The sequence below is a fragment of the Streptosporangium pseudovulgare genome (assembly GCF_014648055.1).
GTDB classification, from domain to species: domain Bacteria; phylum Actinomycetota; class Actinomycetes; order Streptosporangiales; family Streptosporangiaceae; genus Streptosporangium; species Streptosporangium pseudovulgare.
This window is the reverse complement of sequence record NZ_BMQJ01000016.1, coordinates 158,355-174,412: the sequence shown is the minus strand read 5'-3', so window position 1 is coordinate 174,412 and position 16,058 is coordinate 158,355. Positions and strand designations below refer to the sequence as shown.

Below are 16,058 nucleotides of genomic sequence, written 5' to 3'. Positions count from 1 at the left end.
TTTCGGTTTGGCCCGGGCACTAGCCGGCCAGGACGACGGCACAGACGTTGGCGAGGCTGGCCAGGACGGCCATGGCGGTGCGCGTCAGGTGCCAGGCGCGCCAGCGCGACCGCGGGTCCCGCCAGCCGGCGGGCATCGCCGCCGGCGACAGCCGCTTGACCGCCCGGTTGATCGGCACGTTGCCGAACTGTGAGACCGCCGAGACCCCCAGCTGCAGCGCCGCCGCCGCCGCGAACAGCGGCCGGTACGGCGAGGGCGGCGCGGCGGCGAACAGCACCAGGTCGGCGGCGGTGCAGGCGAGCACCAGCGGCGGCATCACCTTGTCGAAGTGACGGCCCACCAACTGGTGAACGCGGACGTACTCCGCCGGGGCCATCGCCAGGAACGCCGGGACCACGCTGAGGGCCACCGCGAACAGCACACCCGCCAGCAGGCCGCCGCCGACGACGACGAACACACTCAGGACAACGGTCATGGCAGGCAGGATCCGGCCCCGGGCTGAAGCGGCGCTCGACGCGGGCTGGCGCGGCCCGGCCCGGCCTTCGACGCGCACTGGAGCGCGGCTCTAGCGGGCGGCGGGAACGTCGGCGCTGTGACCCGCGCCCGCCGACGCGCCCGTCGGCCGCGGCCTGAGAATCGGAGGACCCATGACGTCGAGCCTCGTGGTCGACCAGCAGCCGGCCGGACCCACCTTCGGGTCGGGCGGCCCGCAACACCACCTGCTGACGGTGCTGGCCGGAAAGATGATCTCTTCGACGGTCTGCGTCCTGGCCCAGGTCGGCGTGGCCGACCACATGGCCGACGGACCGCGGACGGTCGAGCACCTCGCCGAGGCGACCGGGACCGACCCGGGCATGCTGTACCGGTTCCTGCGCGCCGCCGCCTCGGTCGGCATCTTCGCCGAGCTGCCCGACGGCCGTTTCGAGCTGACCGGGACCGGCGAGTACCTGCGCAGCGACGTGCCCGGCTCGCTGCGCTACCTGGCCTGGCTGTACGGCGAGGAGAGCATCTGGAACTGCTTCGGCTACGCGGTGGAGACGCTGCGCACCGGCGAGTCCACCGGGCCGAAGGTACGCGGCGGCAAGGGCTGGTTCGAGTACATGGAGGAGCACCCGGAGTACGCCGAGGTGTTCCACAAGGCCATGACCGGCACCAGCAACATGGCCGCCCAGGTCGCCGACTCCTACGACTTCAGCCGGTTCGGCCACATCGCCGACGTCGGCGGCGGCCAGGGCCGGCTGCTGGCGGCGATCCTCAGCAAGAACCCCGACGCCAGGGGCCTGCTGTTCGACCAGGCATCGGCGATCACCGGCGCCGCGGAGGTGCTGGAGCAGTACGGCGTGGCCGACCGCACCGAGTGCGTGGTCGGCGACTTCTTCGAGTCGGTCACCCCCGGCCCGGACGCCTACCTGCTCAAGGCGATCCTGCACGACTGGAACGACGACGACAGCGTCGCCATCCTGCGCAACATCCGCGCCGCGCTGGGCGACAAGAAGGACGGGCGGGTGTTCATCGTCGAGGCCGTCGTCCCCGACGGCAACGACTGGCACTTCAGCAAGGCCATGGACATCGCGATGGCGGTCAGCCTCGGCAGCAAGGAGCGCAATCTGCGCGACTGGCGCGGCCTCCTCTCGGCGTCCGGCTTCGAGCTGGTCGGCACCACCAAGACCATGCCGCCGCACTGGATCATCGAGGCGCGGCCGGTCTGACCGGGCCGCCGCTCCCCCGCCCCGCTCCCCCTCCCGGGCTCCCCGGCCCCCGCTCCCCTGGGCGCCCGCCGGTGCCCGTGACCGTGCCCCGTCGCCCCCGCGGACGCCCCCGGACCTTCTCCGGCGCCGGGGACACGCCTGCCGCCCCGACCATCGCCGCCCCTTTGAGGAAGGCCCCATGACGACGCCGTCGCACTCCTACCCCTTCGGCTGGCCGTCCCCCGTCGACCAGCCCAAGGAGCTGGCGGACCTGCACGCCGAGCCGATCGTGCCGGTCACGCTGCCCAGCGGCGACACCGCGCTGCTGATCACCCGCTACGACGACATCCGCCAGGTGCTCGCCGACCCCCGGGTGAGCAAGAACCGCAACCGGCCCGACGTGGCCCGGATGACCGCCAAGAAGGTCAAGGTCTTCCAGCGGCAGGTCGACATGGACCCGCCCGGCCACACCCGGATGCGCCGCCTGATCGGCAAGGCGTTCACCGCCCACCGCATCGAACGGCTGCGCCCGCGGATCACCGAGATCGTCGAGGAGCTGCTGGACGGGCTGGAGCGCGCCGGCGGCCCGGTGGACCTCAACCGCGCCTTCTCCTACCCGCTGACGATCCGGATCATCTGCGAGCTGCTCGGCGTCCCCGAGGAGGAGCGCGCGAACTTCGGCGACACCAGCTCCCCGCCGTGGGGCTACATGCGCGACCTGATCGCCCGCAAGCGTGAGAACCCCGACGACGAGCTGATCAGCGCGCTGATCAGGGTCAGCGACGAGGACGACGGCCGGCTCAGCGAGGAGGAGCTGCACTGGTGGTCGACGCTGCTGCTGCTGGCCGGGTACGAGACCACGGCCAGCCAGCTGTCGGGCTGCGTGGTGCTGCTGCTCGCCCACCCCGGCCAGCTCGCGCTGGTGCGCGAGGACCCCGGCCGCGTCCCGGCCGCGGTGGAGGAGCTGCTGCGCTGCCAGGTCGTTGGCTCCTCGCTGTCGATGCTGCGCTACGTCACCGAGGACATCGAGGTGGCCGGCACCGTCATCCCCAAGGGGACGAGCATCATCCCCGCGCTGGAGTCGGCCAACCACGACCCGGCCGCCTTCGGCTGCCCGGCGCGGTTCGACGTCACCCGGCGGGACCGTACCCAGCTGACCTTCAGCACCGGCCAGCACTACTGCGTCGGCGCGCCGCTGGCGCGGGCGGTGCTGCAGATCGGCCTGGCCGGGCTGCTGCGCCGCTTCCCCGGGCTGCGGCTCGCCGTACCGGCCGCGGAGCTGAACCGGCAGCACGACGTGTTCTTCCAGGGCTTCACGGAGGTGCCCGTTGCCTGGTGAGACGCTCCCCGCGAGCGAGACCCCGCGTTCCTGCCCGTTCTCCGGTGGACCCGGTGGACCCGGTGAGTCCGGTGGGATGCCGCCTTCGGCGGAGAGCCCCCGCTCCCTGCCCGGTGGGACGCTCCCCGCGGACGGAGAGCCCCGCCGCTACCCGTTCCCCCGCCCGTCCGCCCTGGAGGTGCCGCGCGAGCTGACCGACCTGCGCGAGCGCCCCGTCGTGCCCGTCACGCTGCCCAGCGGTGACCGCGCGCTGCTGGTGACCCGGCACGCCGACGTGCGCCGGCTGCTCACCGACGAGCGGCTCAGCCGCAACCTGAACCGGCCCGGCGCCGCGCGGATCGCCAGGAACAACCGGATGTTCCAGGACCCGAAGATCGACCCCGACCCTCCGGAGCACACCCGGGTGCGCCGCCTGGTGATGCGCGCCTTCACCCCCACCCGGGTGGAGTCGCTGCGGCCCCACATCCACGAGGTCGTCGACGAGCTGCTGACCGCCATGGAGAAGCGCGGCGGCCCGGCCGATCTGAACGAGACCCTGGCCTTCCCGCTGCCGATCCGGGTGATCTGCCGCCTGCTCGGCGTGCCCGAGGACGACACCGCGCTGTTCCGCTCCTGGACCGACCACTTCCTGTCGGTCAGCCGGTTCCCGCCCGAGCGGATCAGGGCCGCGATGGCGGACATGAACCGCTACATCGCCGAACTGATCGCCGCCAAACGCCGCTCCCCCGGCGACGACCTGGTCAGCGACATGATCAGGGTCCGCGACCGGGAGGACGGCCGGCTGGCCGAGTACGAGCTGCAGTGGTGGTGCCGGCTGCTGCTTCTGGTCGGCTACGAGACCACCGCCACCCAGCTCGGCGGCGGCGTCGCGCTGCTGCTGGCCCACCCCGGCCAGCTCGCGCTGCTGCGCGAGGACTACGGCCGCATCCCGGACGCGGTCGAGGAGACCCTGCGCTGGAAGCTGGCCGGCTCGTCGGTGTCGATGCTGCGCTACGCCGTCGACGACATCGAGATGGACGGCTACACCATCCCCAAGGGGGCCAGCGTGATCCCGGCCGCCGACTCCGCCAACCAGGACGAGACGGTCTTCGACCGGCCGGAGGTCTTCGACATCACCCGCGACGCGGGCCGGCACCTGACCTTCAGCGTCGGCCCGCACTTCTGCGTCGGCGCCGCGCTGGCCCGCGCCGAACTGCAGATCGCCACCGAGGCCCTGCTGCGCCGCTTCCCCGGGCTGCGGCTGGCCGTACCGCCCGAGCGGCTGCGCCGCCACGAGGGGTCGCTGCTGGAGGCGTTCACCGAGATCCCGGTCACCTGGTGAGGAGGGTACGGCCATGCGCGTGCTGGTGACCTGCTGGGCCTGGTCCTCGCACTACCTTCCGCTGGTCCCGCTGGTGCAGGCGCTGCGCGCCGCGGGCCACGAGGTGTGCGTCGCCAGCCAGGACTCCATGGCCGGCGTCGTCACCGGCTCCGGCGCCGCGTTCGTCGCCGCCGGTCCGGACGTCGACCACGCCGAGCTTCGCGCCCGGCACATGCGCGGTCTGAGCCACGACCGCGTCCCGGCCGCGCCGCCGCCGGGCGCGGAGGCCGCCGGGCACTGGCGGCCCGGCCAGCGGGAGAAGGTCGCGCGGGTGTTCGGCGCGTTCGCCGCCCGCGCCGACCTCATGGTGGACGACACGCTGCGCTTCGCCCGGCACTGGCGTCCCGACCTGGTGGTGTTCGAGCCCACCAGCTACGCGGGCCCCCTGGTCGCCGCGCTGCTGGGCGTCCCCGCCGTCCGCCACATCCACGGCGTGGACATGACCTACCAGGCCCGTGACATCGTGCCGGAGGTGCTGGCCCCCACGGCCGCGCGGCTCGGCCTGGACGGCTGCGCGGTGCTGGGCGACCTGACCGTCGACCCGTGCCCGCCCAGCATGCAGATCCCCGCCGAGGTCGAGCGCGCCACGGTCGGCTACGTCCCCTACAACGGCCGGGCGGTGCTGCCGCGGTGGCTGTGGGAGCCGCCGGACCGGCCGCGGATCGCACTGACCTGGGGGGCGACCACCACCAGCGTCGGCGGCGCGAAGAGCTTCCTGCCGCCCAGGGTGGTGGCCGCGCTGGCCGGCGCGGACGCGGAGATCGTGGTGGCGGTCGGCCGGGACGACCTGGAACGGCTCGGCCCGGTGCCGGACGGTGTCCGCGCCGTCACCGGTGTCGCGCTGCACCAGCTGCTGCCCACCTGCTCGGCGCTGATCCACCAGGGCGGGTTCGGCAGCACGCTGACCGGCGTCCACCACGGGGTGCCACAGCTCGTCCTGCCGCAGCTTCCCGACCAGGTCTTCGGCGCCGCCCGGCTGGCCGCCACCGGGGCGGGGACGGTCCTGGCCCCCGAGGAGGCCGACGCCGGGGCGCTGCGCGCGGCGGTCGCGGACCTGCTGGGCTCCGCCGAACGGCGGCGGGCGGTCGCCCGGCTGCGCGCGGAGATGAACGCCCAACCCCGCCCCGCCGACCTGGTGCCGGTGCTGAACCGCCTGGCCGAACGTTCCCCCCAGCCCGTCTGAGCCGCCTGGCCGAACGTTCTCCTCAGCCCGCCTGAGGTACGGCGCCGCCCGTCCTCACCCGCCCGCGAACTCCGAAGGAGCCGCCATGTCCCCGGTCCCCGCGCCCGCCGTTCCCAGAACCGGCCCGCCCGCCGGGCCGCCGCCCCGCCCGGCCGCCCGGCGACGGGCCGACATCGAGGAGATGTTCACCGGCGAGCGGCACCTGTGGCTGGCCACCGCCGGGCCCGACGGCCCGCACATGATCCCGCTGGCCTTCGCCTGGGACGGCACCGACCTGGTCATGATGACCAGGCGCGGCAGCCGTACGGTGGCCAACCTGCGGCGGACCGTCCGCGCCCGCGCGGCCCTGGGCACCGCCCGCGACGTGGTGCTCGTCGATGGGCCGGTGAGCCTGCGCGAACCCGCCGAGCTGCCCGGCCGGGTCCGCGCGCTGTTCGACCGGCTGCCGCTCAATCCCGACCGGGTCCCCGGTGTGATCGCGCTGTGCCTGCGCCCCGAGCGGATCTCCGCCTGGCGCGGCCTGCCGGAGATCCCCGGCAGGACCGTCATGTCCGGCGGCGACTGGCTCGGCTGACGTGCGGGATCCGCGATTCCGTGAGCAAGTGCGTCTGGTCAGGAGCACTGTCCGGGCAAGTCCGCGTGATCATGAGCTTTGATGACGCTCTGCGATGTCGGGCTTACAGGACCGGTGTCGGCGGAGTGCCTTCCACGATGAGTTCGCGGATGAACTCGGCGAGCGCCGTGAAGACGTGGAAGTCGATCAGTTTCGCGTCACGCGGGTCCGCGTCGGCCAAGTGCGCGCCGCGCCGGAATCGACCGTCGCGGCGCGCGCTGTCATCGGCATCAGGGGCCGGTGAAGGACGGATGGCCCGGCGACGGCAGAGGCTGGTACTCTGGCGGCGCAGTGACGACCGGGTCTGCTGCGGAGATCGAAGGAGGTGGGTTGATGACTGTCGTGGAGACCGCTGCCGTGTGCAGTGCCCGGATCATCCTCACTTCCCGGGCCTCGTCCTGACCCGCACCTGCCTTCCTCTCCCCTAGCGGGAGTTCTTGGTCGCACGTGCCGTCCGGAGGGGCCCCTTCCCAAGGGTCTCCGCATTGTTTCATCAACCCGCTTCTCAGCGACCTGCCTTCTTCTCTCCTGCGCGCGTCCTGAATCCGGCCGACTACGGCTGGGACGAGGAACGCGACCGTCCTTCGCCCCCTTCCGTGCCGACGGGCCGGTTCCCGGCCGGGTCGTGTGGGCCGAGCGCGGGCAAGGCCACCCTCGGCAACCGCCTGCTGGGTGAGAACGCCTATGCCGCCTCCCGCACCGACGCGCGGCTGCGCGCCGAGCAGGAACGTCCCAAGAAGGACATCGCGCGCCTGCGACGCGCCATCAACCGCTCTTCCCACCGCAAGGCATGACGGAAAGGAATCCGGTCATGGATCTTCCCCGCATCTTCACCATCCGCGAGAGCAGCCACCGCATCCACAACCCGCTGACCGCCGACAAGCTCGCCGTCCTGGGCCAGGCACTTCACCTGGCCCCCGGGGCACGAGTGCTCGACCTGGCCAGCGGCTCGGGCGAGATGCTGTGCACCTGGGCACGTGACCTGGGCTTCACGGGTACGGGCGTGGACATCAGCACGGTTTTCACCGAGCAGGCCCAGGCACGTGCCATCGAGCTCGGCGTCGCCGACCGGGTTGAGTTCGTCCATGGCGACGCCTCCGGTCATGTCGCGGACGAACCGGTCGATCTCGCCGCCTGCATCGGCGCCACCTGGATCGGGAACGGCGTCGCCGGAACGGCCGAGCTGCTCAGCCGCAGCCTCCGCCCCGGAGGTCTGATGCTGATCGGCGAGCCCTACTGGCGTCGGACTCCGCCGGACCAGGAGACCGCGGAGGCCTGTCACGCCACCGGCCCTGCCGACTTCCGGCCGCTGCCCGAGCTGATCGAGCAGTTCGGGGACCTCGGGTACGACGTCGTGGAAATGATGCTGGCCGACCAGGACAGTTGGGACCGGTACTGCGCGGCACAGTGGCTCAACCTCCGCCGCTGGCTCGACCGGAACCCGGACGACGAACTGGCGCCCGAGGTACGGGCCGAGCTCAGCACCGAGCCCGCACGCTACGCGCGCTACATGCGTGAGTATCTCGGCTGGGGAGTCTTCGCCCTGATGAAGCGCTGATCGTCAGATCCGCGCGGGGCCGGGCGGCACGCCGTCTGTCCCCGCGCGGCTCGCCGTGAGCGTCATGTGGGATGTCGCGTGCGCCATGATGGGGCGGTGGATTTCGAGCCGTATCGGGCCGAGTTGGTGGCGTACTGCTATCGGATGGTGGGTTCATTCCACGAGGCTGAGGACCATGTGCAGGAGACGATGCTGCGGGCGTGGAAGGCCCGAGACCGGTACGACGCCACCCGCGCGTCGCTGCGGACCTGGCTGTATCGGATCGCGACCAACGTCTGCCTGACCGCGCTGGAGGGCCGCGCACGGCGGCCGTTGCCGTCCGGGCTGGGCGCGCCCAGCGATGATCCCGAGGCGCCGCTCGCACCGGCCTTCGACATTCCCTGGCTTCAGCCGTTTCCCGACGCCCGGTTCGAGGTGGGGGTGCGGGCCGACATGCGGCTCGCGCTGGTGGCGGCGATGCAGACGCTGCCGCCGCGGCAGCGGGCCGTGCTCGTGCTGCGCGAGGTACTGGAGTTCAGCGCCGCCGAGGTGGCGGTCCAGCTCGGCACCACGGTCCCGGCCGTCAACAGCGCCCTGCAGCGGGCCCGCGCCGCCCTCGCCGAAGCGGGCGAGGCCACGGACGCCGGCGAGGTCAGCGAGCCGGACGACCCGAAGGTACGCCAGGTGATCGAGCATTACATGCGGGCGTTCGAGGCGGCCGACGTTCCCGCACTCGTGCGGCTCCTCACCGACGACGCCGTCCTGGAGATGCCGCCCGTGCCGCTGTGGTACCGGGGCGGCCACGACTACGGCCTGTTCATGCGTCGCGTGTTCGACATGCGCGGGACCGGCTGGGGCCTCAGGCGCCTCACCGCCAACGGCCAGCCCGCGCTGGCCGCGTACGCCCCCGAGCCCGGTGGCGGGCATCGCCTGCACACGCTCCAGGTCTTCACGGTCACCGGCGGCCGGATCGCGCGCAATGTCGTGTTCGCCGATCCCGGCGTGTTCGAGGCGTTCGGCCTGTCCCAGGAGATTGTTCTCAACACGTTCGACGGGTCGCGATGAGTCCGGCTGATGCCGCCGGTACGTACGGGTGAGCATCCAACGAAAGGGACACCCATCGTGAGCGTCATCGTCATCGAGTTCATCACCCTGGACGGAATCGTGTCCGACCCGGACGGTTCCGCCGGCACGCCGACCGGGGGCTGGGCGTTCCGGCACGGGCCAGAAACGGTCGCCGGGGACAAGTTCCGGCTCGGCGGCGTCCTCGACGACGGCGTCATGCTGCTGGGACGCCGCACCTGGCAGCTGTTCTCACGGCTCTGGCCCGGACGTGACGACCCGTTCTCCGCGCGGATGAACGCCGTGCCGAAACTGGTCGCCTCCCGCACGCTGATCGACACCGCAGCCTGGGCCAACTCCCAGGTCATCGACGGCGATCTCATCGACGCCGTCAAGCGCGAGCAGCGGGATGTGATCATCACCGGAAGCCTGAGCGTCGTCCATGCACTGATGGCCGAGGACCTGATCGACGAATACCGGCTGCTGACCTTCCCCACCATCCTCGGCACCGGCGATCGGCTTTTCCCCGCCGGTGGACCACCCGCCTACCTGGAATGCTCGTCGGCCGCACCGGTCGGCGCCGCCGTCCTGGCCCGGTACGGGCGGGAGGCACGATGACCGCTCGTTTCCCGGCCCGGTACGAGACGTCAGCCGACCCCGCGGCGTTCGATCGGCGCCATCGCGAGGTCCACCGAAGTGACCGTGGAGGTCAGGCGGATGGGCGGCCTTCGAGAGGGTTGGCGGCGATCCGCCCCGCGACGTCGCTCCTGACCGACGCGGCGGCGGCGCTGTCCGGCTTGCGCCTCGCCTGGTCCTCGAAGCACGCCAGGAACTCCGCGCCGAATCCCAGCCGGGGATAGCGGGCGAGCACCTCCGCCCTGGCGTCCGGCGGGAACTCCTCCGGCCGCCGTCCGGCCACCTCCCAGCTTGTGGCGACCTGCAGCAGGTGGGCCTCGGGGTCGACGGCCGGGGACACGTCGTCGCGCATGTGCAGAATGATGATCTCGGTGACCCTGGCGGCCCGCTCCGCCGGCCAGCCGGCCGCCACGCCGAAGACCCAGGCCAGCTGCCCTCCCGCCTCCTCGAACGGCAGCCTGTGGCTGTCGAAGGCCTCCGTCAGCCCGATGTCGTGAAGCAGCGCCGAAACGTGGTAGAGCTCGTCATCGAAGGCGATCCCGTGCGCTGTGCCGTACATCGCTCCCCACAGGTAGGAGCGGACGCAGTGGTTGAACAGCGCGGGCGAGCAGAAACGGGTGACCACCGACAGCGCCGCGGCGGCGGGAGTCTCCGGAAACACGGGTCCAGTTTCTCAGCCGGTCGCCAAGTCTCGATGTCCGGCCTCGGTCGCATGCCGGGGTGGTACCCGATGCGGGGTTCGCGCTGACCGGGCCCGCGCCGTCGCGCCCGGCCGATGGCCCTACCTTGGCGGATCGTCGACCTTGAGCTTGTCCCCCGTGTCGGAGATGAAGACGACCAGCAGCTTCGCCGGTCGTGTCCGGCTGGTGTTCTCGGTGAGCAGATGGTGGGCGCCCGGCCGCTCGACCCAGTTCTCGCCCGGGTGATACGTACGCACCGGCTCGCCACCGAGCCGGCTGCGCACGATGCCCTCCAGTACGTAGGCGTAGACGAAAGCCCTGCCGTGGCGATGCGGTGCCGCGCGTGCGGCGGGCGGGAAGTTCACGATCGCCGCGGTGAACGTCTTGCCCTTGACATCGGGAAGCGCCTGTTCTAGGAGAGGCGACAGCGTCTCGGACGGTGGCTGCGTGACCATGGCGGCCACCGGCGCCTGACCGGTCGCGCGCTCCGCGGTGGGCGCGCACGCCACGGACGCGACCACCGTTCCGGCGGCCAGAAGGCCACCGGCGAACCGTACTCGGATCATGACCGCTCCCATCCTGCTCGGACCTTTCAGGTGCATCGGGTGATCGCGATGCGTCCCGGGTTCCGTCCCCACGCAGCGGAAGTGGTTCGGGTCCCGGTCAGGAGGAGTGATGACTACGCTGTCCAGTCATCTCGGAGGTCAACCGCGGGCGAATTCAAGTCTTGGTGATGGTCTGCTCAAATGCGGCCGAGCCGGTACAACGCCGCCGGCACCTGGGCCGGCCCTGCCGGTTATTCGCCCTCCGTGACCCGGATGATCGTCTTGCCGGGGGTGCGCCGGGCGGGTGCGAACGCGGAGGGCGCCTCGGCGAGCGTCCATACGGCCCCGACGATCGGGTGGAGCCGTCCGTCCCGGACCCGTCGTGCCAGGTCCGCGAGCCGGGCGCGATCGGGCTCGACGACGAAGAACATCGCCCGCCCGTCACGGGGCCGGACCGTGGGCGGTGAGGCGATGGTGACGAGCGTGCCGCCGGCGCGCACCAGCGCGGCCGAGCGGTCCAGGACGTCACCGCCGATCACGTCGAACACCACGTCGACCTGACCGGCGTCTTCAAGGGGATCGGTCTGCAGGTCCAGGAAGGCGCCCACGCCGAGGCCGAGTGCCGTGTCCCTGTCGCCGGCCCTGCCGGTGCCGATCACCCGGGCTCCCGCCTCGCGTGCGAGCTGCGCCGCGATGGAACCGACACCGCCCGCGACGCCGTGGATCAGGACGGTCTGGCCGGCGGCCAGGCGGCCGTGGTCGAACAGTCCCTGCCACGCGGTCAGTCCCGAGATCGGCAGTGCGGCGGCCACGGTGTGGCCGACATCGGCCGGCAACGGCGCGAGGTCGCGGGCTTCCACCGCCACGTACTCGGCCAGCGAGCCGTTGCGGGTCCAGTCGGTCAGCCCGAACACCCGCTGGCCGACGGTCAGGCCGGTCGTTCCGTATCCCAGCTCGGCGACGACACCCGACACCTCGTGCCCGGGCACGCTGGGCGTCCGGTCACGGCCGGCGCGATCGGACCACGTCCCCGGCCAGTCGAGTTCTCCGGGGGTGAACCCCGCGGCATGCACCCGGACGACGACGTCGTTCTCGGCGGCGTGCGGGTACGGCTCTTCCGTCAGGGAAAGCCCGGCCAGACCGGCGGCGCGCTCTCGAACGGTGATGGCTCGCATGACGGGTCCTCGCTCACGGCGGAGATGTCGAACAGGACGAACGTAAAGGCGTTCTCCTCCCGGACGTGTCCTGACACGATGCAACGCGCCGATCCGTTTTCAAAAGTGCTGCCGCACGGGCCCCTTCGGAGTCGTGATCATGTGGCCGGGAAAGAGCTGGACGGGATGATGTCCGGGCTTGTAGCTTGCAGTTGACCGTGACACCGCCCGAGGAGGTGAGACCCATGAACGCTGTATCGATGTGGGTGCTCCCCTTCCCGTCACGGCCGGGCGACTGACGTAGGTGTCGCCGGGAGCGCCTCCCCACAAGGCACTCCCGAAAGGCAACACCTGTGCACTCTCAGTTCACCGCCGATCCGTCGTCGAACGATACGGTCGAGCGCGACCTCACCGTGGGCGACGTCCCCGATCTCCGGCCACCGGCCTCCGGCGCCGATCGCGCGCCCATGTTCGACGTGATCATTGCCGGGTGCGGGCCGACCGGTGCGATGCTGGCCGCCGAACTGCGGCTGCACGACGTGCGGGTACTCGTCCTGGAGAAGGAGACCGAGCCCAAGTCGTTCGTCCGCATAGTCGGTCTGCATATTCGCAGTCTTGAGCTGATGGCGATGCGCGGGCTGCTGGAGCGCGTTCTCCGGCATGGGAGACGGCGTCCGGCCGGCGGTTTCTTCGCCGCCATCCCTAAACCCGCGCCCGAGGGCCTGGATTCCGCGCACGCCTACATGCTGGGCGTTCCGCAGCCGGTCATCGAGCGCCTGCTCGAAGAACATGCGGTCGAACTGGGTGCGCAGGTCCGGCACGGTCGCGCGGTGACCGGTTTCGAGCAGGACGACGAGGGTGTGACCGTCGAGCTGGCCGACGGGGAACGGCTGCGTTCGCGCTATCTCGTCGGCTGTGACGGCGGGCGCAGTACGGTGCGCAAACTGCTCGGTGTCGGCTTCCCCGGCGAGCCCTCGCGGACCGAGACGCTGATGGGCGAGATGGAAGTGGGCCTGCCGCAGGAGGAGATCGCCGCCAAGGTGGCCGGAATCCGCGAGGCCCCTCACCGGTTCTGGCTCCGGCCCTTCGGCGGAGGGGTCTACAGCGTCGTCGTCCCCGCCGCGGGAGTCGGCGACCGCGCGGAACCGCCCACTCTCGAGGATTTCAAGCAACAGCTGCGCACCATCGCCGGAACCGATTTCGGCGTGCACTCCCCGCGCTGGTTGTCCCGCTTCGGGGATGCCACCCGGCTGGCCGAACGTTATCGGGTCGGGCGGGTGCTGCTGGCCGGCGATGCGGCACACATCCACCCGCCCACCGGCGGGCAGGGCCTCAACCTGGGCGTTCAGGACGCGTTCAACCTCGGCTGGAAACTGGCCGCGCGGATCCGCGGCTGGGCGCCGGAAACGCTGCTGGACACCTACCAGGCCGAACGCCGTCCGGTCGCCGAGGAGGTGCTGGACAACACCCGCGCCCAGATGGAGCTGCTGTCCGCCGAACCGGGCCCGCGGGCCGTACGCAGGCTGCTCACCGAACTGATGGACTTCGACGAGGTGAACCGCCGTCTGATCGAGAAGATCACCGCTATCGGCATCCGCTACGACTTCGGCGAAGGCCCCGACCTGCTCGGCCGCCGCCTGCGCGACATCGACGTGAAACAGGGCCGCCTCTACGGTCTGCTGCATCGCGGCCGCGGCCTGCTGCTGGACCGCACCGAACGCCTGACCGTCGGCGGCTGGTCAGACCGGGTCGATCACCTCGCGGATCACACTGCGGCACTGGATGTTCCGTGCGTCCTGCTACGCCCCGACGGCCACGTCGCCTGGGCCGGCGACGATCAGCAGGACCTGGACGACCATCTCTCCCGCTGGTTCGGCGAGCCCGCCGGCTGATTTCGCCGACACCGGGGTCGTGTCACTCGGCCGCGGTGAAGTAGGCGGCCGGGTCAAGGGAGTTGAGCGCGATCCAGCGTTGCGCCGTCGCTTCGGCGGGCGCTTGGCCGCCGCCCGCCGAAGCGCGGAAGAAGCCCTGCACGTCGAGAGCGATGCGGGGATCGTCGTCGATGCGCCGCGCCATGTCGTAGTAGACGGCCAGCTCATGGGCGCACCGCGGGGCGCCGGCCGGGCAGGAGCAGTCGACGCTGTCGAGGACCGGCGCGGGCGGATGGCCCGCGTCGGCGATCGCGCAGTACAGATCGTCGGTGAGCAGGGGCTGAATGCCGCTCAGCCGACGGGAGATCTCGGCCGTCACCCCCGCGGACATCGGCGCGACCTCGATCGTGACCACCGAGGTGCCGCGACCCCGGTGCACGACGGCGCGCACGGTCCGGCCGTCGAACGTGATCTGCACCTTCCCGTCGCGCGCCATGCGCCGCGCGCTCGGCAGCTGGGGATCGGGACGGGTCTGGCGCAACGACTCGGCGAACCGGACCCAGTCCTTGCCCCACTTCGTGTAACCGTAGTCGCGGTCGGCCATGGTCAGTTGACTCGCTTCCGGCGCAGGACCTCGATGAGACGGTCGTCGTCCAGGCGGGTCAGCTCGGCGACGCTGGACATGTCGGTGATGTCCGACAGCGCGGACTTGCGGTCGTGCATGGCCGCGATGTGCTCCTCAACGGTGGTTCCGGTGGTCAGGGTGGTGACGGTGACCGTGCGGGTCTGACCGATCCGGTGGACCCGGTCGGACGCCTGGGCCTCCACGGCCGGGTTCCACCACCGGTCGAAGTGGATGACGTCGGCCGCGCGCGTGAGCGTGAGCCCGGTGCCCCCGGCCTTCAGGCTGAGGACGAGCACCTTCGGACCGTCGTCGGACTGGAACCGGCGGACGATGTCGGCCCGTTGCCCCTGGTTCAGGCCGCCGTGGAAGAACGGCGTACTCACCCCGAACTGTTCGGCGAAGTGCCGGACCAGCAGCTCACCGGTCCGCCGGTACTGGGTGAAGACGAGGGTCGGAGAGTCGTTCTCCAGGTTGTTGGCCACGATGTCGGTGCACAGGTCGAGCTTTCCCGACCTGCCCGACAGCTCACCGAGATCGTCCGTGATCAGGCCCGGATGGTTGCAGACCTGCTTGAGCGAGGTCAGGGCGGCGAGCACCCTGGTCTGCCGCTGGGCGCCACTGCCGAAGCCGTCGTCGATGACCTGCTCCAGCAGCCGGTCGTACAGCCTCTCCTGCTCCTCGGTGAGGTCGCATATGAGATCGGCGTGGATCTTGGGCGGGAGCGACCCCGCGACCTGCGACTTCTTCCGCATCAGCACGACCGGCTCGATGGCCCCGCGCAGCCGGGCGGAAGCGGCCGAGGAGCCGTCCGCGATCTGCCGCACGAAACGACGGCGGAACTGCGTCCGGTTCCCGAACAGGTGCGGTGCGACCAGATTGAGCAGGGCCCACAGCTCGTCGAGGTGATTCTCGACGGGCGTCCCGGTCAGGGCGATCCGCGCGTCGGCCGCGATGGTGCGCGCGGCCTTCGACACCTGCGTACGGGGGTTCTTCAGGGCCTGCGCCTCGTCGAAGACCGCGGTGCTCCACTGGATCCCCGCCAGGGCCGGGCCGTGCGTGCGCAGCGTGGGGTAGCCGGTGAGCACCACCGTGCCGCTGCCCACCGCGGGCAGCGGCCCGCCGCGCCAGATCGTGGTCCGCAGGCCGGGTGCGAACCGTGCGATCTCGTGCGCCCAGTTCCCCACCAACGACGTGGGACAGACCACCAGTTGCGGCCCCTTCTCGGCGCGTCCGGCGACACAGCCGATGGTCTGCAGGGTCTTGCCGAGTCCCATCTCGTCGGCCAGCACCGCGCCGCCGTGCGTGTCGATGGTCTCGCGCAGCCAGCTCACCCCGCGCACCTGATACGGGCGCAGCTTGGCGGTGAGCGCCGTACGCATCTCGGCCCCCACCGAGGTGGTGCGGCGGAAGACGCCGCTCGCGTGTTCCGCCGTCGTGACGACGACACCCGTGGCGTCGGGGACCGCGTGCGCGGCGATCGGCAGAGCCGGCTCGCCGCCCGCGATCCACGACCGCCAGGCGTCCACCGACCGGCCGGGTGAGTCGAGGGGCGCGTCCACGAGCCGGTCCGGCTCGATCAGCACGCAGTCGACGTCGGACACCTTGAGCCCGCCGAGGTCCGGCGTCGGAACGACCAGGGAGACGGTCTCGACGTCACCGACCGGCGGGGCCGCCCCCACGGCGCCGTCGGCCCAGGTCCACAGGGCGAACATGTGCCGGTCGGGCAGGTACGTGGCCTGACTGTCCGACCGCATCTCGGGGAGTT

General features: G+C 71.6%; 17 protein-coding genes. 11 read left to right on the top strand and 6 right to left on the bottom strand.

The annotated features are described in order from the left end of the window. Positions 1–19 precede the first annotated feature (19 nt). A complete protein-coding gene (locus tag IEZ10_RS28665) occupies positions 20–475 on the bottom strand; it encodes an anthrone oxygenase family protein (protein ID WP_189249632.1) in 456 nt (151 codons plus the stop codon). A 172-nt stretch (positions 476–647) separates the two neighbouring features. On the opposite strand from IEZ10_RS28665, the gene IEZ10_RS28660 reads away from it, so the two are divergent. The 10 genes from IEZ10_RS28660 to IEZ10_RS28615 all read left to right on the top strand — a co-directional run bounded on the left by IEZ10_RS28660 (position 648) and on the right by IEZ10_RS28615 (position 9,400). Next, positions 648–1,709, top strand: a complete 1,062-nt coding sequence (locus IEZ10_RS28660) for a methyltransferase (RefSeq protein WP_189249631.1) — start codon at positions 648–650, stop codon at positions 1,707–1,709. 178 nt (positions 1,710–1,887) lie between these two features. Beyond that, complete coding sequence (locus tag IEZ10_RS28655) at positions 1,888–3,027, top strand: cytochrome P450 (protein WP_189249630.1); 1,140 nt, start codon at positions 1,888–1,890, stop codon at positions 3,025–3,027. A 76-nt stretch (positions 3,028–3,103) separates the two neighbouring features. Then, positions 3,104–4,348 carry a cytochrome P450 gene (locus tag IEZ10_RS28650; protein ID WP_189249629.1) on the top strand — a complete coding sequence of 415 codons (1,245 nt, stop codon included), beginning with the start codon at positions 3,104–3,106 and terminating at the stop codon, positions 4,346–4,348. A 13-nt stretch (positions 4,349–4,361) separates the two neighbouring features. Then, on the top strand, positions 4,362–5,570 hold the full coding sequence (locus tag IEZ10_RS28645; RefSeq protein ID WP_189249628.1) for a nucleotide disphospho-sugar-binding domain-containing protein: 1,209 nt from the start codon (positions 4,362–4,364) through the stop codon (positions 5,568–5,570). Positions 5,571–5,655: 85 nt separating this feature from the next. Continuing rightward, positions 5,656–6,144: a pyridoxamine 5'-phosphate oxidase family protein gene (locus IEZ10_RS28640; protein ID WP_189249627.1), complete on the top strand. Its 489-nt coding sequence runs from the start codon at positions 5,656–5,658 to the stop codon at positions 6,142–6,144. Between the two features lie 94 nt (positions 6,145–6,238). Then, positions 6,239–6,427, top strand: a complete 189-nt coding sequence (locus IEZ10_RS28635; protein WP_189249626.1) for a hypothetical protein — start codon at positions 6,239–6,241, stop codon at positions 6,425–6,427. Positions 6,428–6,668: 241 nt separating this feature from the next. Further along, a complete protein-coding gene (locus tag IEZ10_RS39300; RefSeq protein ID WP_229811745.1) occupies positions 6,669–6,977 on the top strand; it encodes a hypothetical protein in 309 nt (102 codons plus the stop codon). Positions 6,978–6,994: 17 nt separating this feature from the next. Beyond that, positions 6,995–7,741 (top strand): class I SAM-dependent methyltransferase, encoded by a 747-nt coding sequence (locus IEZ10_RS28625; protein WP_189249625.1) that lies wholly within the window; start codon positions 6,995–6,997, stop codon positions 7,739–7,741. A gap of 66 nt (positions 7,742–7,807) precedes the next feature. Further along, positions 7,808–8,785, top strand: a complete 978-nt coding sequence (locus tag IEZ10_RS28620) for a sigma-70 family RNA polymerase sigma factor (RefSeq protein ID WP_308426315.1) — start codon at positions 7,808–7,810, stop codon at positions 8,783–8,785. 57 nt (positions 8,786–8,842) lie between these two features. Continuing rightward, positions 8,843–9,400 (top strand): dihydrofolate reductase family protein, encoded by a 558-nt coding sequence (locus IEZ10_RS28615; protein WP_189249623.1) that lies wholly within the window; start codon positions 8,843–8,845, stop codon positions 9,398–9,400. Between the two features lie 91 nt (positions 9,401–9,491). Here the strand turns inward: IEZ10_RS28615 and IEZ10_RS28610 are convergent, their stop codons facing one another. The 3 genes from IEZ10_RS28610 to IEZ10_RS28600 form a co-directional block, all read right to left on the bottom strand. Then, entirely contained in the window at positions 9,492–10,079 is a 588-nt protein-coding gene (locus IEZ10_RS28610) for an HD domain-containing protein (RefSeq protein ID WP_189249622.1), read from the bottom strand. 120 nt (positions 10,080–10,199) lie between these two features. Further along, a complete protein-coding gene (locus tag IEZ10_RS28605) occupies positions 10,200–10,664 on the bottom strand; it encodes a cupin domain-containing protein (RefSeq protein ID WP_189249621.1) in 465 nt (154 codons plus the stop codon). A 230-nt stretch (positions 10,665–10,894) separates the two neighbouring features. Further along, positions 10,895–11,818: an NADP-dependent oxidoreductase gene (locus tag IEZ10_RS28600; RefSeq protein WP_189249620.1), complete on the bottom strand. Its 924-nt coding sequence runs from the start codon at positions 11,816–11,818 to the stop codon at positions 10,895–10,897. 446 nt (positions 11,819–12,264) lie between these two features. On the opposite strand from IEZ10_RS28600, the gene rox reads away from it, so the two are divergent. Next, positions 12,265–13,689 carry a rifampin monooxygenase gene (gene rox, locus IEZ10_RS28595; RefSeq protein ID WP_229811752.1) on the top strand — a complete coding sequence of 475 codons (1,425 nt, stop codon included), beginning with the start codon at positions 12,265–12,267 and terminating at the stop codon, positions 13,687–13,689. 22 nt (positions 13,690–13,711) lie between these two features. Here rox and IEZ10_RS28590 read toward each other — a convergent pair whose 3' ends face one another. Then, complete coding sequence (locus IEZ10_RS28590) at positions 13,712–14,272, bottom strand: hypothetical protein (RefSeq protein ID WP_189249618.1); 561 nt, start codon at positions 14,270–14,272, stop codon at positions 13,712–13,714. Positions 14,273–14,274: 2 nt separating this feature from the next. Beyond that, positions 14,275–16,047, bottom strand: a complete 1,773-nt coding sequence (locus tag IEZ10_RS28585; protein WP_229811743.1) for a DEAD/DEAH box helicase — start codon at positions 16,045–16,047, stop codon at positions 14,275–14,277. Between the last annotated feature and the right edge of the window lie 11 nt (positions 16,048–16,058).